The following is a 16,693-nucleotide window of genomic DNA, read 5'->3' as shown; positions in this document are numbered from 1 at the left end:
AGTGTGAAACAGTTTCCTGTCCGGAATTGTGTCAAACAAAGAGAAAGAGCGGTTTTGCGTTCAGTGAAACGATGAACCGCTCCTACCTTCACACCACGACGAAATCGGCGTTTGTCAGCGCGAGGTTGGCGGCCAGCGTGGCGAAATGGGTTGAGCCGCCAGCCGCACTGCCGTCGCTGTCATAGTAGAGCCAGCCGGTGTCCGTCTCGTAGATGATGTGCTGGTTGGCATTGGTGGCGGCGCCCGACGCGTTGGCGGCAAACTGGTCAGCCGTCAGCGTACCGTTGCCGCCAAGCGCTGCGAAGATGGCGTTGTCGACCTGGATGGTGTCGTCGGCGACCGAGAAGTCAGTGATGTGGTCGACATTGGTTGAAGCATTCAGCGCTGTGGTGAAGACGAAACTGTCGTTGCCGGTGCTGCCGCTCAGCGTGTCGTTGCCGAGGAGGCCGTTGATGACATTGGCTCCCGAATTGCCGGTAATGATGTTGTCGGTCGAGTTGCCGGTGCCGTTGATGTTGCCGGTGCTTCTCAGCGCCAGGTTCTCCAGCTCCTGCCCGGAGAGGTTGAACGAGACATAGGCCTGGACATTGTCGATGCCCTGGCCGTTGAGCTCGATCACGTGGTCGCCGGCATTGTCGACATAATAGGTGTCGTTGCCTTGCGCACCGCTCATCGTGTCGGCACCGGCAAGGCCGTCGATGATGTTGTTGCCGCTGTTGCCGGTGATGATGTTGGCGATCGAATTGCCGGTGCCGTTGATATTGCCTGATCCGGTCAGCGTCAGCTTCTCCAGTTCCTGTCCCGACAGGTTGAAGGAGACGGAACTGAAGACGCCGTCGGTGCCCTGGCCGTTCAGCTCGACGACATGATCGCCGGCATTGTCGACGTAGTAGGTGTCGTTGCCGGTGCTGCCACTCATGGTGTCGGCGCCGCCGAGCCCATTGATGACGTTGTTGCCCGAATTGCCGGTGATGATGTTGGCAGCGGAATTGCCGGTGCCGTTGATCGAGGCCGCGCCGCGCAGCGCCAGGTTCTCCAGCTCCTGGCCGGAAAGATTGAAGGAGACGTAGGCCTGCACATTGTCGATGCCCTGGCCGTTAAGCTCGATGACATGATCGCCGGCATTATCGACATAGTAGGTGTCGTTGCCGGTGCTGCCGCTCATCGTGTCGGCGCCGGCGAGCCCATCGATGACGTTGTTGCCGGAATTGCCGGTGATGATGTTGGCAGCGGAATTGCCAGTGCCATTGATCGAAGCCGCGCTGCGCAGCGCCAGGTTCTCCAGCGCCTGTCCCGACAGATTGAAGCTGACATAGGCCTGGACATTGTCGGTGCCCTGGCCATTGGCCTCGAGGACATGGTCGCCGGCATTGTCGACATAGTAGGTGTCGTTGCCGACGCCGCCACGCATCGTGTCGGCGCCGCCCTTGCCGTCCAGCAAATTGTTGCCGGAATTGCCGATCAGCGTGTCAATGCCGGAACCGCCAACGGCGTTCTCGATTGTCGCGCCGAAGGCAATTGAAACATTGCGGTGGCCGCCGCCGATGTCGGAGAAACTGCCTGCCGCCAGATTGATGATTTGGGCTTGGCCGAACCCGGACGCATTCAGCGTATCGACACCACCAGCGTCCCAAATGCAGATTGCCGGCGAGGGGTTCAGGGCGAAGTTGTACACGTTGCCGGCATTGGAACCAAAACCGTAGACGGTATTGCCCGTACGCGTCGTCATATTGGCGCCGTAGAGCTGCTGAACAGCCAGAATGTCATACAACATCAGCGTGTCGGGATAGTCGTTGTAGTCGGATGCGCCGGTGTTGGTCTCGTCGAAATAGCTCATCACGCTGTATTGGTTGCTGTCCTGGATGAACTGGGCATCGTTGCCGTAGGTCGGATTGGTATCGGCATTGTATTCGCCCGGATGTGAAAGGCCGAGCGCGTGGCCTGTTTCGTGCAAAATGGTCTGGTAGTCGTAAGAGCCGATCGGCAGATTTCCCGGGTTAACGGCGTCGGTGTTCAAATGCACGTCTCCGGAAATGTCGCCTGGCGCCGTCGTTCCCGGGTAAATTGCGTAGGCTCCTGCGGGATCCGCCTTCGATGTGTAGTTTCCAAACAGCATCGTCGCGTTGTCGCTGGTGCTCGCGGGGTTGACTTGCGTGAAAGTCAGGCCGCAGACCGACGAATACATGGCAAGCACGGACTTGACGGCAGCGATTTCCGCGGAACTCAACGGGCTGAAGGGGGCAGCAAACCCTTGCGAGTCCGTGCAATTGACGTCCGTCATTCGCACAGCCCATGTCACGTTCACCGGCTGCCCGGGCGCTGTGCTCCAGCTGCTTCCGGGCCTCAGGATCGCGCCGGCCCCCATCAATTCGTCATAGCTGGCCCGGGTTCCGCTGACTACGGAAACACCATATTGGCCCACGTAATCATCGTTATATGCGCCGGCATTGATGAAGTAATCGCCGGTGGTCGAGGCCGTGTAGGTGATCGTCGAATAGCGGTACTGGCCCGGGATGACGTCGTCGTTGGACGCAACCAATGTTCCGGATGCGTTCATGAGAGCCATGAACGTGTCCTCGACATTGTCGCCGACGGTCGGACTGACACGCGCACCTTCACCGACTTCCGCGAATGTGTAAGTCTGGCCCGCCACAAGGTGCACCCGGTACCAATCATGGTCACCGGCCGAAGACAAATGGCCAGTCGCTGTCTGGCCGACTGCCAGGGTGTAGCTCGTGGCGATGGATGACGCCGCATCCGTTGTTTCGGTGACGTTCGGCATTGCTTCCCCCTCTGCGTTTCCTGCGGCCGCGCCGCTTATTATCGATAGTGGAGCACGAGGCTGACAACCCCCATGTCCGGCTGGCCTATTTGCCGTCGTTCACTTTGTCCTTGCCGCATAGCCGTTCTGCCACTTCGAGTGCCCTGCGAAGGACTTCCCGATTTTCCGCTGCCGAAATGATCGGGCTTCCAAGGCGTGCTTCGTGCAGACGCGCCAGCGCCTGCTCGCAGGTTTTGGCATTCATCGGGCGCTGCGGATTTCGAGGATAGGATTGTACTGGCTGAGGTCCGATAGTGGATGCCAGCACGATAGCTCCTACGCATAGGAGGTTCCGAGTCATGAGCCTTTTCCGTGACCGGTCTGTCTTTGACCAGGCGGCCGTCCAATTCTCGGCTTGGTGACAGCCACCCATGCCTGTCGCCATCATGATCGGCCACAACCACCTTCCAAAGATACAATCGCCTTCCGCGGCTTCGCGCCGACAGGTCAATTGCGGAACATTTGTTTCCGAAATCCTATGCCCACGCCCCTAGATTGATACTCTATGTCACGGTCACGACTGTATTCAACGCTGTTCTTGAGGAGCGGCTAAAATTCCTGCTTGAATTCCGTATGTACCGCGTTGCTTTGTTGGCACGGGTGCATCTCTCCTGGCATCGGGCTGGACTGCTATAGGCGCACCCAGGCGACAAGGTACGGATCGCAGGCGCGGAAATATCGGTGTTGCCGCCGGCCAGTGCGAGTTCCGCCGCCCTGGTTTGCATGGTGGTGCTGAGTTCCTTCTGTTTCAGGCGCAGGTCCTCGTCCATGACATTCCTCCGTTAGCTGGATGTCTAACGTATCGACGAAGGGGAAGTTGCCCCCACGCGTCTAATAGGCTGTCTTTCGCCGTTTAGGTCCTTGGTTTTCACAAGGACCTTCCTTGGCTTCCCGAAAAGCGCGTGTAGCTTGTCCGCGACCTCAATAACCGCAGAGAAAGCTGCATAGAAAATCGACATGGTGTCGCCTGCAAGGCCGTTACGAGCAGCGTAGTCCTCCAAGGCTTCCTGCGAAACGGTCAAGGTGAACGTGCCACCGTCTTGGTCCCAGACTAGAACCTCTACACCGCCGGCATTTATGTAGGGTTCATTCTTACGCCGATGATCCAGCAGGGTAGCACCGTATTGCGCCCACAGTCGCTCGCAGTCGTTTGCCCTCAGGCTTGGCGTTCCAGGTTTACCATAGAATACCATCGCCGCCCGGACGTCATATCCAAGCACCTCTGCATTGGCGACGAACTGGATGGCGTCCCCGAGGCGAGTGGTGCCGAGCTTGACCTCCGTCTTGCTCGCGAGGTCGATCACACCAATGATTTCGGTTTCGTTATTCCTGGCAGCCAATACCGCACATACAGTCGCGAGCATGTGAGCCTCCGCTAATAATCTTAACCTCCAGGATCCGGCTTGTTCCCCGCCGCGACTAGCCGACCTGCAAACCAACACGGACAGCCAGCCCAACCGGCCACTGATGCCGTCGAGGAGCGAGAATGCCCGCATTAGTTAAAAAAATAACAAAAACCTAAAAGGCCCTGGTCTAGGTCGGCCCAAGGGAACGCCGAACAAGACCACGCTGCTCAAAGACGCTATTCTGAAGCAGCGGCGGAATACGCCTGACTGCTCGGGGCTTCACAGTCACCAGCCGGGCGCGATGAGGGGAGCTTCGCCGCCCCGGGGCTTGACTGGCGGAGGAAGTGGGATTCGAACCCACGGTGAGCTTGCACCCACGCCGGTTTTCAAGACCGGTGCCTTAAACCGCTCGGCCATTCCTCCAACTAATTGCAATCATTGCGTTTTTGCCTTTCGTCGTTAGGTCCAAAAAACCGCTTTGCAACGCACTTTGCAACTATTTGCCTTTTCGCTCGCTGCTTATAGCCGCCTGAAGCGCAACGTCAACTTGCTCTGCCGCGTCTGCCTGCATCCCTGGCATAACATGCGAATAAAGATCCAAGGTAATGCCGATGTTCGAATGGCCCAGGCGCTCGCTCGCTATCTTTGGGTGAACGCCGGCTGAAAGCATCTGCGTGGCGTGGGTATGACGAAGGTCGTGGAACCGGATGCGGGGCAGGGAGGTCTTGCCGAGAACGCGCACCCACTCATGCGTGAGGGAGCGGGGTTGCAGCGGCTGGCCGTCGACCTGGGCAACTACGAAGCTGTCACCATTGGGACGAAGGCCCAGACGAAGTTGTTCCTCTGCCTGCCGCGCTCGATGTGCCTTCAACTCGGCAACAGTGCTGGCAGACAGCGCCACGGTTCTGGCCCTGCCGCTCTTCGGCTCCTTGTAGCGTACACCGTCGTTCGTCTGCTCGGCGCTCTCTTCGATCGACATCTGCCGGCGATTGTCTCCTAGCTCCAGATGGCGCCAGCGAAGAGCAAGGATCTCGCCGCGCCTCAAGCCGCATGTGACAGCCAAAAGGATCGGGATAAACATCCGCGTCGGCCGGAGGGTCTCAAGCAGTATTGCCGTCTGCCCGACATCGTAGGCGAGCATCTTTTGCCGCTCGACCTTCGGCGGCGTAGTCGCTAGGGCCGGATTGCGAGACAGCCTCTCCCACGTCACTGCCTGGCCGAGCGCCTTGACCAGCACGCGGCGGTAGTGATGCACCGTGCGGGGCGCCAGCGGCGGAAGCGGCTCACGCTGGTCGCTGTCCTTCTTGATGCGATGATCGACACGCGGCGCCGTCAACGCCGTGGTGAAGGCCGCGTCAATTCGATCGGTTTTCAGCTTGGACAGGATCACGTTGCCGATAAGCGGTGCCAGTCCCTTCCGGCAAATCTCGGCGTATCGCTCGTGTGTTTTCGGAGCAACGGACGGTTTGATAAAACCTAACCACTCATCAAGAAACTCGGCGACCGTCTGCTTGGTCGGCTCGACATAAAGGCCTTGGTCCAGGACAGTGATCAGGCGAGAGCACTCTCGCTGCGCCTCACGCTTCGTACCACTGAAGCTATGCCATTTGCGTTTCTTCTTGCCGGTTCTTGGGTCGATCTCGCCGACGTCAAGGACGATTGCCCAATGGCCTGGGCTGCGTTCGCGGATGTGGCCTTTCACTCTTTCGGCTCCATCGTTCGCTTGCCCATCATACGACGAAGCAAGCCACCAAACATTTCGTGGACGCTATTGCGGGAAAGCAACCGCCTCGGGCGCGGCACAAAATCGCGATCGACCTTTTCATAGATATCGGCCGCCAATCGGTACAGCGTCCACAGATGGTCAAAGCCGGCTCTCCCAATCAGATCCGAATAGAAGAATGCGATTTCCAGAGCCTGCTCTCTAGATATGGAGTCTTCCGTGGGAAGTCGCTCTAGGTAGGATTCGATCTCCTGCTCGGCGGTAACCACGTCGTCAATTGCCGCGTTTGCCTTGGTCATGAACGCGTCCAGTCCGCCGAGCGTTGTCAACCCGACTGCCATCAGCCGCCGCACGGCATCGGCACGAGTGGCTACTCTGTTTCGAAACCGCCAGTCGTCAATCGCGTTCAGCTCGGCATCTGACATCATTATCGGTATCCGGTTTTCGCGCGGTACAACCATCATTTTTCCCTTTATCCCCAATAACTAATACAAAATAGGCACAAGCAGCACAAGACGGACTTGCGCGAAACATTTAGGGTACGTAGAATCATATTCGGTGCAGTTCGCGCCGTTCAAATGAGGTTTCGTACCATGACACTTCAGGAAGCTCTGACCAAGGCGACCGTCTCGGTCCCTATCGCGGGGAAGGTCTTTTTCGGCCTTGCTCGGAATGCCTCTTATGATGCGGCCAAGCGTGGCGACATCGCGACAATTCAGATCGGCGGCAAAAAAGTCGTTCCAGTAGCCCCGCTAGCCGAAAAGCTCGGTCTGCGCTCTACCGCAGGGAGCGGGGAAGCTTGAGCGGTCCGTCTGGACAACTAACCGCTCAAGCCGATCTGACCCGATTTGAAAGCAATCAACCCTCGCTGATTACAGAAGGACCAGACATGGACGGCATAGCAGGGGATACCCCCCAAGCGAAATCAAATCCGGTGACATCGCCGAAGAAATTCACAGTCGTGGTTCGGATCGAGCCCGATGGCGGCCCTAAACGCCTTGACGGGCGCGCGGGCTGGATGATTCGGGAATTGATCAAGGCCGGTACACGCGGCGTCACCACAGTCGAACTGCCGGCAGGGATTCGTGTCTCCCATGCCGTCTATCTCCTGCGCCGCGAAGGTTTCGTCATCTCGATGCAGAGAGAAGCCCACGGCGGCGAATTTGCCGGAGTCCATGGCAGATTCAGAATCGAAACGCCTTGCACAATCCTTGATGACTTGGCGGTGGCTGCGTGAGCGCCGCCGTCGGCAAGCCGCAAAATCCGGTCGAACTCGCAGCATCGTGGCTGGCTACGGGGTCGGCCGATCGCACGAAGGCTCTCGTGCCTCAATTACAGGAACGCTTCGGCCTCACTGCTTTGCAGGCCGTGCAGGCGATGCGCGAAAGTCGTCTTGTTCTGGCGAGGGCGCACTAGATGCAAATCGCCGCCGCTGCCAAGGCGCGTCACAGCGCCAACCGGACGGGCAAGATGAAAGTGGGGCGATGCGTCCTGGCTGACAAGCCGCGCATCGTCGCGCCTTTCCAGGTCACCAGCCTGCGGGTCCGCGAGATTGAACGGGTCATCACCAGCCGCTTCGGCGTGGTGCTGCCCGAAACCGACGATGCCGACATCTTCATCGAGGCCGCCGCCTATGGGCTCAACGCGCATTGCCACCGCAATGGGCTCGATCTCGATCCCGTCCTTGCCGGCTGGTGCGGCCGGTGGGCGCCGTGGGCTTTGCAGCGGGCGGGCACGATCCTCCGACCGATTTTGAATAAGCTCGTCGGTCGGAAGTACGACATGAAGGCCGACGATGTGGCGCGCCATCTGCTGATTTCGATGTGGGAGCGAACGGCGCTCGAACTTCGGACCATCGGCGCCCACGATTTGCCGACCAAGATCCGCAAGGGCATCGCCAAAAGCGTCAAGCGCTCCAATGATCGGGTCCGGCAGTCGGCCAAGCGCCGGGCGAGGGGCGTTCAGCCTCGCGAAAGCTGGCTCGCCGCCAATTCTCTCTCAAAAGCTCGCCCCTGGGATGCCGAAAATATTTCGCGGGCTCAATGGTATCGGCGTCAACGTGAGACAGCTCCGTCGCTACTAGGTATTGCTACCAAAGGCGACACACTTGTCTCATCGGTGGGGCTTGGTGCTTCGGTGGTCATCGTGGCGCATCCGTCGATGTCCCTTCCTTCCCTCCAAAGCAGAATCGGCGCCGCAAGCGCCAACGGCGGCGCCGAACAGCGCGACGTTGAAGAAGTACTCTGCCGGATGGGAGCCGCGAGTTAAATGGAACAGAACCGAGACAAAACGACATCGCTCGTTCCCTTTCCGCTACACCGCAATGCGCGGCTGGTGCGAGAAACAATCGGCATACTGCAAAAGCGTCAAGGCGCCGCCGCTGACCGTTTCTGGCGCACGACCGTCAACCGGCAAGTCGGGCAGATGCAGAACTGTGGCCTGCACGACCAAGCCGTCATCAAGGATCAAATCGAAATGTTCGCCATGGTGGTTTTCGACGCGTTGCGCGTCACGGCGGTTCAACAGGATGGTGACGCGGCATGAGCAGATCCTATGAATGGCCGGAAGGCCTGCATCCGCTGCGCGACTGGCTGAAAAGACAAGGCGTTGATGTCGACCATCTGAAGACTGAACGGCAAGCGCTCTACCTCACGCAAAGGCTGATGAGCCAGCGCAAGGTGAAGATGCCTATCGATCGGCGGTCGCCGCTGTTCCCTGAGTTGCAGAAGCTTCAGGGCGTGTTGCGGCTACAGCGCCAGTTGCCGCGCGAGCCGAAGGAAAGCCGCTACCCTGGCAAGAGCCTCGGCTCGTTCGGCGCCGCGTCGGAGGTAAGACACATCAGTCCGGCCGATTACCTCGCATCTCAAGAGGCAGCAGAATGACCATTGCAGAGCGGCAAGCGCGGGAAGCCTATGACCGCGACAATCCATGGCGGCCGATAAACACCGCTGTTCGCGGCGACGGGCTCATATGCGAGCTACTATTCAACGACCTGGTTGGGGAGTACGCGACACCTGCGTTTCAGTTTTTCATGGACACGGATGGTAGCTGGTATCGGATAGACCCGCCGGAAAGACTTCCTTTCTGGCAGCCTATGCCCATCAACTGGCGTCCGGCCTATGTCCGAATGACGCCTGAGCGCCGAGCTGTCATTAAGCGCAGGGCAGAAGGTCACAAATGAAACAACCTCCCGATGAAACGAATGTCATTAAATTCCCACCAAGGGAGTTTGTCCGCATTTGGAAGGGCGAAATGGCGGGGGAGGGGATCGTGTACATCATCGATAGCGTTCTTGGCGAGGAAGAGGATGGCATCGCCTACTTCCACACGATCGAGGAGGTTAAGGCGAACCTTCCTACTCTCGTCCCCGCCGGTGTGCGCCTCGAATGGGATATCGATGACGAGAAAGGTAACAAATGAACCAGCATGTCGAACTGCCTCGCTGGTTCATCGTCAAGACCCGCCCCGGCCAGGATCTGAAGGCAGGCGAAGAAATCCTTGCTCTCGGGCAGGCGGTCTATCTGCCGCAATACCGGAAGGAATACCGTCACAATCGGCAAAACCGCTGGATCACGCGCTATTACCCGCTGCTCAACGGGTACCTGTTCGTCCTCAACTCCGTGCACTGGCACCGCGTCCTGAATTGCGATGCCGTCGAAAAGGTTCTGCGCTCTCAACTGGAAGGCGGTGTCGGCGACCCGATCATGATTGACGACGCGGCCGTCCAGAGCATTCGCCGCGCACAAGATGCCGGCGACTTCGATGAACTGCGTGTCCACGGCCACAACGTCGCGGTCGGTGAAACGGTCAAGGTGACAGAGGGCGCGCTGGTCGGCCTCAAGGGCGCTGTCCACGGCGTTGGCGAGAAAGATATCACCATGATGCTCAATATCTTGGGGCGCGAAGTTAAGACGAAGGCACCCATTGAAATGTTGGGACGAACAGGCTAAATTCAGGTTCGATTTGGGACGGACATCCCGTCTCCAGTTGATTTTGGCGAATACGTTCGTCTGTGCGAGGCCTCTGAGCTATCGCCGGGACGGTGTGAGGATCGCCCCTCGCGCGGCGGGGAAGCCGTACCCTCCAACAAACGTTAGCTGCCGTTTGCAAACGTTGGTCACGTGAGTCACGTGACCCGTCAACGGTCACGTTACCCGTAACGTTACGTGGCGTTACGAGACGTTTCAGGGATCGCCACCCGCATGCCGTCTGAGTGGCATCTAAATCTTGAGTATCCCCGCGACTGATGACACAGCAACAGACAGTGCCGCAGCGGCGGCCAGGTAAGCCGCATAGCCGTTCCACCGGGATTGAGCGCGATAAGTCCCATGTAAGTCAATGATCTGGCCCTTCACATTTCTAACTGTCAGGCCGCCGCCAAAGAGTGCCCCAACGCCATCACCCTCTTGCGCGGGAATCTCTGCTCGGGCTGCCTTTATCCAACAGATGGCCGACGCAACACCCGTGACTGCGGCTGCTCCCGAGAAAATAGATTCGATCATTCGCAGATAGGCTCCTTCGAACCCAAAAATTGCTGGCAAGGGGAGAGCAGGCGAACGTTTATCGGCCGAGGCGGCGAACTTCATCGGCCAGCCGCTTAAGCTTCCGCATCGCGTCATCGAGTTCGCTCAGGGCGTGCGTCTTGCTGTCACTTTTGATCGCACGCTCGCAGTCATCCAGTTCATTGCGCACAACCCGTTCAATCTCTGATGCAATAGACGAAGCGCTAGACACTAGTTCCCTCCCGGTGTTTCAGAACAAAGGCGATCAGACGTGAGACGTCGTGGCAACTGAAGGTACCAAGCGTATTAATTTCTGAGCTGAACAAGACGGTCAATAATGTCGTTGAACGATTCCGCCACCAGAAATCCAACACCTTGTCCGCAGAGGATGTCAGTGCCTTCTCCGCTGTGATGTGGATTAATCGAATTCACCCGGTCAAAGTTGATCGCGATCTGTGTTTTTTGATTTTTGTCGGTGAGTGTAAGCCACATAGTCCCCTCCCAAAGTTGACGGGCCAACAAATCACCATCGCTGCCCCTGAACAAGTGGCACGCTGGCTCAACGGGCCAGAATATTATTACTCACCAACGCGGACAGCCAGCCCATCGGGCCGCTGATGCCGCAGAGGGCAAAACACCATGACAGGGCGGCCGACCAGCTATACCGAAGAACTCGCGGACACGATCTGCGAGAGGATTGCAGACGGGGAAAGCCTTCGCTCGATTTGCGATGGCGACGACATGCCGAACAAGTCGACGGTGTTCCGCTGGCTGGCTGCCGACGAGGCTTTCGCGACCAGGTACGCGCACGCGCGCGATGCCCAGGCCGACACGTTCGTCGACGACATGGTCGACATTGCCGACGACGGCCGAAACGACTGGATCGAGCGGAAGAACGGCGATGGCACCGTGATTGGCTGGCAGGAGAATGGCGAGGCGCTTCGCCGGTCCACACTGCGCGTAGCCACGCGGCAGTGGATCGCCGAGAAGATGAAGCCGAAGAAGTACGGCTCAAAGCTAGCGCTCACCGATCCGGACGGCGGTCGCCTGAAAATCGAGGTCGTGTCGTTCGCTGCCGATGGCAAATGAACAGACGATCCGTATTCCCGCGAACGGCTGGCGTCCGCGTGACTATCAGATGGAAGCGTGGCGGGCGTGGGAGGCCGGCTGTAAGCGTCAACTGCTGATCTGGCATCGCCGGGCCGGTAAAGACGAGATCGATCTACAGAAGCACGCTGTCAGCGCGGTCATGCGGCCGGGAACGTACTGGCACATGCTGCCGGAAGCAGCTCAGGCCCGCAAAGCGATCTGGAACGCGGTCAACCCTCACACAGGCAAGCGCCGGCTATTCGAGGCCTTCCCGCAAGACCTGATCGCCAACATGAACGACAACGAGATGTTCATTCGGTTCAAGACCGATGCGACATTTCAGGTGGTGGGTTCGGACAATTACAACAGCCTCGTTGGCTCCCCGCCTGTCGGCATCACCTTTTCGGAATGGGCGCTCGCGAATCCGTCGGCCTGGGCTTACCTCTCGCCAATCCTAGAAGAAAACGGCGGCTGGGCTTCGTTCATCACCACGCCGCGCGGAAACAACCATGCCAAGGGCATGCTGGACGAGGCGAAGAAAGACCGCTGGGACAAAGCGACCAATCCCGATGGCTGGTTTACGCAAGTCCTGCGAGCCGACCAGACACACGCCATCGGCGCAGAAGGCATTGAGAAGCAGCGGCGCATCTATGCAGCGCTCTTCGGCAAGGCCACGGCTGATCTGCTCATCGAGCAAGAATTCTACTGCAGCTTTGCCGGCGCCATGGTCGGTTCGTATTGGGGAGCCGAGTTAGCCGCGGCCGAAGTCGAAGGCCGCATCGGTCTTGTGCCGATCGACTGGCGCTATCCGGTTCACACGGCGTGGGATCTCGGCAAAGCAGCGAACAACCCGATCTGGTGTTTTCAGGTCATCAGCGGCAAGCCGCGCATTGTCGATTTCTACAAGCCGGACAGCGACGACCTGGCCGACTGGTGCAAGTGGCTCGACGACAAAGGGTATCATGGCCACGACTATGTTCCGCACGACGCCATGCACTTCAATTGGGGCGCCAGCCGAACCCGCTTCGACACGCTGAAGGAACACGGTCGCAAGCCGAAGATGGTGCAGATGGTCAGCGTGGCCGATGGCATCAACGCAGCCCGAGAGACGATCAAGGTTGCCGAGTTCGACGAAGGCCGGTGCGGAGACGTTGGCATTGAGGGCCTGAAGGCTTTCCGGCGCCAGTGGGACGATGACCGCAAATGCTTTCTCGATCTCCCGGTGAAGGACTGGGCGGAGCATATCGCATCAGCCTTCCGCTATCTCGGCCTGGCCTGGAAGGACGCGGCACAGGCACCGCCGCCAAAACCGAAACCGCAGGATTCCACATATGCGGTTGGCGACGACGGCACGATCCGCTCGCAAATGACCGTCCACGAAGCCGTGAAAGCGATGGCCCGCCGCAAGAAGCGGATAGGCCGATAGTCCACCAGAAGGAACCGCAGTCATGAACACTAAGACCGAAACCGACGCCGACCGCACCATTCGCACCATTGCCAGGCAGTGGCGTGGCGGCGAACACGTCATGGCCGGCAAGCGCGCATCGCAATTCATCTATGGCACCGGCACGCCCGACGATGCCCTGCTTGAGCGCGTCAAGGCCGAAATTCCCGGCATCGAGCCGTATATCAGCGCGCCGGTCATCACCGATCCCGATCAGGGCGACGAGCCCGTCAAGCCGCGCGGCAAGGCGCCCAAGGCCAAGTAAAAACAGATGGCAAAGTCGACGAAACTCAAAGCCAAGCTATCGGCGACCAGCGAAGGCGCTTCGTTGCAGGAGACCGGCGGGAAATGGCTGGTCCGCATCGAGGATGCTGAGAAGGTCGAAAAGAACTGGCTCGACGATGCCGCGATGGCGGTGTCCGCCTATACCGGCGAGGGGAACAAGGTCGATACGACGTCGGCAGAAGTCGGGGTCGCTCCCGATTTCAACATCCTCTACGCAAACGTTGAGACCATTGTCCCGGCAACCATCAACTCGGCGCCGGCTCCCGATATTCGCAGGCGATTCGGCAACGAAGATCCGGTCGCGCGCGACTTTGCCCAGATCGTCGAGCGGTCCATTCGCATCCAGGTCGACGACAGCAAGCTTCAGGTTGAAATGGAGGCCATGGCACAGGACGGATTTCTGGCCGGCCGTGGCATCATCCGCTTGCGCTTCAAAAGCGATTTCGAAAAGGGCGGGGAGACCACCGACGAGGAACTGTCGGCCATCGCGAACAAGGACGACGAGGCCGACGGCCAGGGCGAAGATCAGCCATACGACCAGGCCGAAGAGACGGTCACCAACGAACGCATCTGTTTCGAGGCGGTAAGCTGGCGGGATTATCGCCATGGCCCTGCCAAGCGCTGGGAAGACCGCCCGTGGGAGGCTTTTCGGCACGTCATCGGTTGCGATGACTATGACGACTTCGTAGACGCCGCGCTGGTCGCGAGCCAGGCGACCGACAGCACCACCCCGACCGAATCCGACAAAGATCATGAGGCCTGGGAAGTGTGGGACAAGAAAACCCGCACGGTGCTGTTCATCAGCGCCAACGATGGCAAGGTGCTGAAGCGGGTCAAAGACCCTCTTGGCCTGTCGAAGTTCTTCCCGATCGCCACGCCGGTCCAGCCGATCGAGATCAACGGCCGGCTGATGCCGGTCAATCCGTATTCGATCTATCGAAAGCTGGCCGAAGAACTGGACATGACGACCAAGCGGATTCGGATCATCACCGAACAGCTTAAGGTCAAAGGCTGGTATGGCGTCAGCCCGACCGACATTCAGGCGGTGCTGGACGGCGATGACAACGAATTCGTCGCCATCGCGGAGGCAGAGCGCTGGGCCGCAGCCGGCGGCTTGCAGAACGCGATCATCTTCTGGCCGGTCGAAAAGCTGATCATGGTCTTGCGCGAACTCTACACGCTCCGCGACCAGACCAAGCAGGCGATTTACGAAATCACCGGCATTTCGGACATTGTGCGCGGCGCCAGCAAGGCAACGGAAACGCTCGGCGCGCAGCAGTTGAAAAGCCAGTGGGGATCACTGCGCATCCAGAAGATGCAGCGCATGATCGAGCGCGCGGCCCGCGACCTGTTCGTGATGATGTCCGAAATCATCCCGGCGAAATTCTCGCCCGAGACGCTTCAGAAGATGACCGATATTCAGATCGTGCCATCGGAGCAGGATTTGACGCCTATCCCGGTTCCGCCACCGCCGCCGCCTCCCGCGCCAGGCCAGCCGCCTGTGCCGCCCGAACAGATGCAGCAGTTGCAGCAGCAGGCCATGCAGGCCCAGGAGGCGGAGAAGGCGCGTCAGGCCAAGTTGCAGCACCTCATGCAGTTGCGCGCGCTGATGCATGAACAGGTGAGCGCTTATTTCCGGATCGATGTCGAGAGCGACAGCACGATCCAAGCCGACCTTACCAAGCAGAAGGCGGAGGCCACCGGCTTCATGCAGGCGGCGAGCCAATACTTCACCGCCGTCGGGCCGCTGGTCCAGCAGGGCGCATTGCCGATGGAACTGGCGATGGAAATCTTCGGCTCGTTCTCCCGGCTGTTCAAACTCGGCAAGAGCGTTGAGGACGTGGTGGAAGAGCTCGTCCAGATGGCGAAGGCGAAGGGCAAGCAGCAGCAGACAGGCCCGAAGCCCGATCCGAAGGCCGAAGCGGCAGCGGCCGAACAGAAACAGAAAATCGAGGCGGCGCAGATCGATCAGCAAATCAAGATCGAGAGCGCCAAGACCGACCATGGCATCAAGCAGCAAAACGCCGCGCTCGATGCCCAGATCAAGAACACCGAATTGCAGATCAAGCAGGCGCAGCTAGCCATGGTCAATCGCCAGATGGCGGCGCAGCAGTTCGGCATGGCGGGGGCCATGTGATGGGCGAGCGTTTTGTGTGGCGAGACGGTCATTTCCGCAACCGCACGACGGGCGAGCCGATGCCGGTCAAGGCTGGTCCTTTGGCCGTTCCGATGATCACGCCGACCATGCCGGCATATGCCAGCCCGATCAACGGCAAGATGATCACGACCCGCCAAGAGCGGCGCGAAGACCTGAAGCGCAACGGGTGCGTCGAAGCGGGTGACGCCGGCATGTCGCCGACCAAGGGCAAGCTGAAAAACAAGGCCTTCTGCGCCAAGCGGGGCCTAACCGTGAGCGAGGAATTCCGATGAGCGTCGAAGAACTGAACAATGCCGCGATCGATACCAACCAAGCGCCCAATCTCGCCGAGATGGCAGCCAGCGAAGATGCCGAACTGGAAGCGCTGTTCGACCAGGTCCAACGCGACAATGGCGCGGCCCGTGATGACGGCGGCAAGTTCGCTGCTGCTGACGGTGGCGAGGGAGACGACGAAATCTCACTGGAAGGTGAGGGCAAGGGAGAGGCCGGCGACGACGATGCCGCTGGTTCGACGCTCGCGGCTCCTGCCGCCGTGCCTCTCCCGGCAAATTGGAACGGCATGGACGCCGATTGGGCGAAGATCCCGCCGGACGTGCAGGCGAAGATTGCCGCGCGCGATACCGACATTCACAAGCGAATGACGGACCAGGGGCGGCAGATCACGGCATTCCAGCCGATCGCCGCCGTGGTCGACCGGAACAAGGATTTGCTTGCGGGCAAGACGTTGCCGGACGGGAAGCCGTTCACGGCGCCGCTGGCCGTCGAAGCCTTGCTCAATGCACAACGCCGGCTGGAGGCCAATCCGATTGCCGGCCTTATCGATATTGCTGAACGGTTCGGGATCACCAAGCAGCTTTTCGCTGTCCTGACCGGTCAAGCCCCAATTCCTGCCGATCGCCAGCCAGCCAGCCCTACGGCCGCTGATGTTGAGCGCATCGTGAAGGATGCACTAAGCGAGACTGCCCAGGTCACCGCCGTGAATGAGGAACTGAGCCGCTTGTCCAAGGATAAGCCGCTCTATGCCGAAATTGCGGAAGACGACATGGTGCACTCGATCCACAAGGCACGCGCCAGGCTGGGTGAAGCCGCTTCGAAGGAAGCCATCTTCGACCTCGCCTATGACATTGCCATCCATGCTGATCCCGATCTGCGGGCGAAAGCAGCCAACCTGAAAAAGGTCGCTGCGAACAACCCGAAACGGACGGAGGACGCGCGGCGGGCCAATGCGGTCAACGTGACCTCCAATTCATCGGGCAAGACGCGCCAGCTCACCGACGACGAGCTATTGGCGCGGGCCTACGACGTAGCACAAAGCAAGTAAAGGA

Annotated in this window: 22 protein-coding genes and 1 tRNA gene; 15 read left to right on the top strand and 8 right to left on the bottom strand. The window is 59.4% G+C overall.

Going from position 1 to position 16,693, the window contains the following annotated elements:
- Positions 1-88 precede the first annotated feature (88 nt).
- From AC1DYW_RS18420 to AC1DYW_RS18395, 6 genes are all read right to left on the bottom strand, one after another.
- Positions 89-2,782: a M10 family metallopeptidase C-terminal domain-containing protein gene (locus AC1DYW_RS18420; protein WP_477227192.1), complete on the bottom strand. Its 2,694-nt coding sequence runs from the start codon at positions 2,780-2,782 to the stop codon at positions 89-91.
- 85 nt (positions 2,783-2,867) lie between these two features.
- Positions 2,868-3,026: a hypothetical protein gene (locus AC1DYW_RS18415; RefSeq protein WP_167392394.1), complete on the bottom strand. Its 159-nt coding sequence runs from the start codon at positions 3,024-3,026 to the stop codon at positions 2,868-2,870.
- Positions 3,027-3,615: 589 nt separating this feature from the next.
- Positions 3,616-4,185, bottom strand: coding sequence for a hypothetical protein (locus AC1DYW_RS18410; protein ID WP_477227191.1), 570 nt, complete (start codon positions 4,183-4,185; stop codon positions 3,616-3,618).
- Between the two features lie 315 nt (positions 4,186-4,500).
- Positions 4,501-4,590 (bottom strand) — tRNA-Ser (locus AC1DYW_RS18405).
- A gap of 73 nt (positions 4,591-4,663) precedes the next feature.
- A complete protein-coding gene (locus tag AC1DYW_RS18400; RefSeq protein ID WP_477227190.1) occupies positions 4,664-5,869 on the bottom strand; it encodes a tyrosine-type recombinase/integrase in 1,206 nt (401 codons plus the stop codon).
- Positions 5,866-6,354 (bottom strand): hypothetical protein, encoded by a 489-nt coding sequence (locus tag AC1DYW_RS18395; RefSeq protein WP_477227189.1) that lies wholly within the window; start codon positions 6,352-6,354, stop codon positions 5,866-5,868. The genes AC1DYW_RS18400 and AC1DYW_RS18395 overlap by 4 nt, the downstream gene beginning before the upstream one ends.
- 129 nt (positions 6,355-6,483) lie before the next feature.
- Here AC1DYW_RS18395 and AC1DYW_RS18390 point away from each other — a divergent pair, with 129 nt between their 5' ends.
- Genes AC1DYW_RS18390 through nusG form a run of 9 tightly spaced genes read left to right on the top strand, consistent with a single transcriptional unit; the run spans position 6,484 to position 9,840 of the window.
- Complete coding sequence (locus tag AC1DYW_RS18390) at positions 6,484-6,693, top strand: hypothetical protein (protein WP_477227188.1); 210 nt, start codon at positions 6,484-6,486, stop codon at positions 6,691-6,693.
- Positions 6,690-7,127 carry a winged helix domain-containing protein gene (locus AC1DYW_RS18385; RefSeq protein WP_477227187.1) on the top strand — a complete coding sequence of 146 codons (438 nt, stop codon included), beginning with the start codon at positions 6,690-6,692 and terminating at the stop codon, positions 7,125-7,127. The genes AC1DYW_RS18390 and AC1DYW_RS18385 overlap by 4 nt, the downstream gene beginning before the upstream one ends.
- Positions 7,124-7,306: a hypothetical protein gene (locus tag AC1DYW_RS18380; RefSeq protein WP_477227186.1), complete on the top strand. Its 183-nt coding sequence runs from the start codon at positions 7,124-7,126 to the stop codon at positions 7,304-7,306. The genes AC1DYW_RS18385 and AC1DYW_RS18380 overlap by 4 nt, the downstream gene beginning before the upstream one ends.
- Positions 7,307-8,158: a hypothetical protein gene (locus AC1DYW_RS18375; protein WP_477227185.1), complete on the top strand. Its 852-nt coding sequence runs from the start codon at positions 7,307-7,309 to the stop codon at positions 8,156-8,158.
- Complete coding sequence (locus tag AC1DYW_RS18370) at positions 8,159-8,434, top strand: DUF6074 family protein (RefSeq protein WP_477227184.1); 276 nt, start codon at positions 8,159-8,161, stop codon at positions 8,432-8,434. It begins immediately after the preceding gene.
- Positions 8,431-8,772 carry a hypothetical protein gene (locus tag AC1DYW_RS18365; RefSeq protein ID WP_477227183.1) on the top strand — a complete coding sequence of 114 codons (342 nt, stop codon included), beginning with the start codon at positions 8,431-8,433 and terminating at the stop codon, positions 8,770-8,772. Before AC1DYW_RS18370 ends, AC1DYW_RS18365 begins: the two co-directional genes overlap by 4 nt.
- A complete protein-coding gene (locus tag AC1DYW_RS18360) occupies positions 8,769-9,071 on the top strand; it encodes a hypothetical protein (protein ID WP_477227182.1) in 303 nt (100 codons plus the stop codon). The genes AC1DYW_RS18365 and AC1DYW_RS18360 overlap by 4 nt, the downstream gene beginning before the upstream one ends.
- The gene (locus AC1DYW_RS18355; RefSeq protein ID WP_477227181.1) at positions 9,068-9,310 is read left to right on the top strand and encodes a hypothetical protein; all 243 of its coding nucleotides are present in this window, start codon (positions 9,068-9,070) and stop codon (positions 9,308-9,310) included. The genes AC1DYW_RS18360 and AC1DYW_RS18355 overlap by 4 nt, the downstream gene beginning before the upstream one ends.
- The gene (gene nusG / locus AC1DYW_RS18350) at positions 9,307-9,840 is read left to right on the top strand and encodes a transcription termination/antitermination protein NusG (protein ID WP_477227180.1); all 534 of its coding nucleotides are present in this window, start codon (positions 9,307-9,309) and stop codon (positions 9,838-9,840) included. Before AC1DYW_RS18355 ends, nusG begins: the two co-directional genes overlap by 4 nt.
- 270 nt (positions 9,841-10,110) lie before the next feature.
- On the opposite strand, the gene AC1DYW_RS18345 is transcribed toward nusG, so the two are convergent.
- Together AC1DYW_RS18345 and AC1DYW_RS18340 are read right to left on the bottom strand one after the other, a co-directional pair.
- Positions 10,111-10,476, bottom strand: a complete 366-nt coding sequence (locus AC1DYW_RS18345) for a hypothetical protein (RefSeq protein ID WP_477227179.1) — start codon at positions 10,474-10,476, stop codon at positions 10,111-10,113.
- A 222-nt stretch (positions 10,477-10,698) separates the two neighbouring features.
- Positions 10,699-10,884 carry a hypothetical protein gene (locus tag AC1DYW_RS18340; RefSeq protein ID WP_477227178.1) on the bottom strand — a complete coding sequence of 62 codons (186 nt, stop codon included), beginning with the start codon at positions 10,882-10,884 and terminating at the stop codon, positions 10,699-10,701.
- 147 nt (positions 10,885-11,031) lie between these two features.
- Between AC1DYW_RS18340 and AC1DYW_RS18335 the strand changes: the two genes are divergently transcribed.
- From AC1DYW_RS18335 to AC1DYW_RS18310, 6 genes are read left to right on the top strand one after another with little or no spacing between them, the layout of a single operon-like run.
- Positions 11,032-11,481: a terminase small subunit-like protein gene (locus AC1DYW_RS18335; RefSeq protein WP_477227177.1), complete on the top strand. Its 450-nt coding sequence runs from the start codon at positions 11,032-11,034 to the stop codon at positions 11,479-11,481.
- Positions 11,471-12,907, top strand: coding sequence for a hypothetical protein (locus tag AC1DYW_RS18330; RefSeq protein ID WP_477227176.1), 1,437 nt, complete (start codon positions 11,471-11,473; stop codon positions 12,905-12,907). Before AC1DYW_RS18335 ends, AC1DYW_RS18330 begins: the two co-directional genes overlap by 11 nt.
- Before the next feature lie 22 nt (positions 12,908-12,929).
- Positions 12,930-13,190: a hypothetical protein gene (locus AC1DYW_RS18325; RefSeq protein WP_477227175.1), complete on the top strand. Its 261-nt coding sequence runs from the start codon at positions 12,930-12,932 to the stop codon at positions 13,188-13,190.
- A 6-nt stretch (positions 13,191-13,196) separates the two neighbouring features.
- Entirely contained in the window at positions 13,197-15,347 is a 2,151-nt protein-coding gene (locus AC1DYW_RS18320; RefSeq protein ID WP_477227174.1) for a hypothetical protein, read from the top strand.
- A complete protein-coding gene (locus tag AC1DYW_RS18315) occupies positions 15,347-15,640 on the top strand; it encodes a hypothetical protein (protein WP_477227173.1) in 294 nt (97 codons plus the stop codon). The genes AC1DYW_RS18320 and AC1DYW_RS18315 overlap by 1 nt, the downstream gene beginning before the upstream one ends.
- Positions 15,637-16,689, top strand: coding sequence for a hypothetical protein (locus AC1DYW_RS18310; protein WP_477227172.1), 1,053 nt, complete (start codon positions 15,637-15,639; stop codon positions 16,687-16,689). The genes AC1DYW_RS18315 and AC1DYW_RS18310 overlap by 4 nt, the downstream gene beginning before the upstream one ends.
- The last annotated feature ends 4 nt before the right edge of the window (positions 16,690-16,693 follow it).

This window comes from Mesorhizobium sp. P2_D5 (assembly GCF_056404355.1).
The sequence above is the reverse complement of the archived record's forward strand: the minus strand, read 5'-3'. Positions and strand labels throughout refer to the sequence as shown.

Coding starts and splice junctions, on each gene's coding strand:
- AC1DYW_RS18310 (WP_477227172.1), top strand. CDS start 15,637: ATGAGCGTCGAAGAACTGAACAATGCCGCGATCGATACCAACCAAGCG.
- AC1DYW_RS18335 (WP_477227177.1), top strand. CDS start 11,032: ATGACAGGGCGGCCGACCAGCTATACCGAAGAACTCGCGGACACGATC.
- AC1DYW_RS18375 (WP_477227185.1), top strand. CDS start 7,307: ATGCAAATCGCCGCCGCTGCCAAGGCGCGTCACAGCGCCAACCGGACG.
- AC1DYW_RS18420 (WP_477227192.1), bottom strand. CDS start 2,782: ATGCCGAACGTCACCGAAACAACGGATGCGGCGTCATCCATCGCCACG.
- AC1DYW_RS18410 (WP_477227191.1), bottom strand. CDS start 4,185: ATGCTCGCGACTGTATGTGCGGTATTGGCTGCCAGGAATAACGAAACC.
- AC1DYW_RS18320 (WP_477227174.1), top strand. CDS start 13,197: ATGGCAAAGTCGACGAAACTCAAAGCCAAGCTATCGGCGACCAGCGAA.
- AC1DYW_RS18340 (WP_477227178.1), bottom strand. CDS start 10,884: ATGTGGCTTACACTCACCGACAAAAATCAAAAAACACAGATCGCGATC.
- AC1DYW_RS18345 (WP_477227179.1), bottom strand. CDS start 10,476: ATGAAGTTCGCCGCCTCGGCCGATAAACGTTCGCCTGCTCTCCCCTTG.
- AC1DYW_RS18315 (WP_477227173.1), top strand. CDS start 15,347: ATGGGCGAGCGTTTTGTGTGGCGAGACGGTCATTTCCGCAACCGCACG.
- AC1DYW_RS18325 (WP_477227175.1), top strand. CDS start 12,930: ATGAACACTAAGACCGAAACCGACGCCGACCGCACCATTCGCACCATT.
- AC1DYW_RS18360 (WP_477227182.1), top strand. CDS start 8,769: ATGACCATTGCAGAGCGGCAAGCGCGGGAAGCCTATGACCGCGACAAT.
- nusG (WP_477227180.1), top strand. CDS start 9,307: ATGAACCAGCATGTCGAACTGCCTCGCTGGTTCATCGTCAAGACCCGC.
- AC1DYW_RS18415 (WP_167392394.1), bottom strand. CDS start 3,026: ATGAATGCCAAAACCTGCGAGCAGGCGCTGGCGCGTCTGCACGAAGCA.
- AC1DYW_RS18370 (WP_477227184.1), top strand. CDS start 8,159: ATGGAACAGAACCGAGACAAAACGACATCGCTCGTTCCCTTTCCGCTA.
- AC1DYW_RS18365 (WP_477227183.1), top strand. CDS start 8,431: ATGAGCAGATCCTATGAATGGCCGGAAGGCCTGCATCCGCTGCGCGAC.
- AC1DYW_RS18330 (WP_477227176.1), top strand. CDS start 11,471: ATGGCAAATGAACAGACGATCCGTATTCCCGCGAACGGCTGGCGTCCG.
- AC1DYW_RS18395 (WP_477227189.1), bottom strand. CDS start 6,354: ATGATGGTTGTACCGCGCGAAAACCGGATACCGATAATGATGTCAGAT.
- AC1DYW_RS18390 (WP_477227188.1), top strand. CDS start 6,484: ATGACACTTCAGGAAGCTCTGACCAAGGCGACCGTCTCGGTCCCTATC.
- AC1DYW_RS18355 (WP_477227181.1), top strand. CDS start 9,068: ATGAAACAACCTCCCGATGAAACGAATGTCATTAAATTCCCACCAAGG.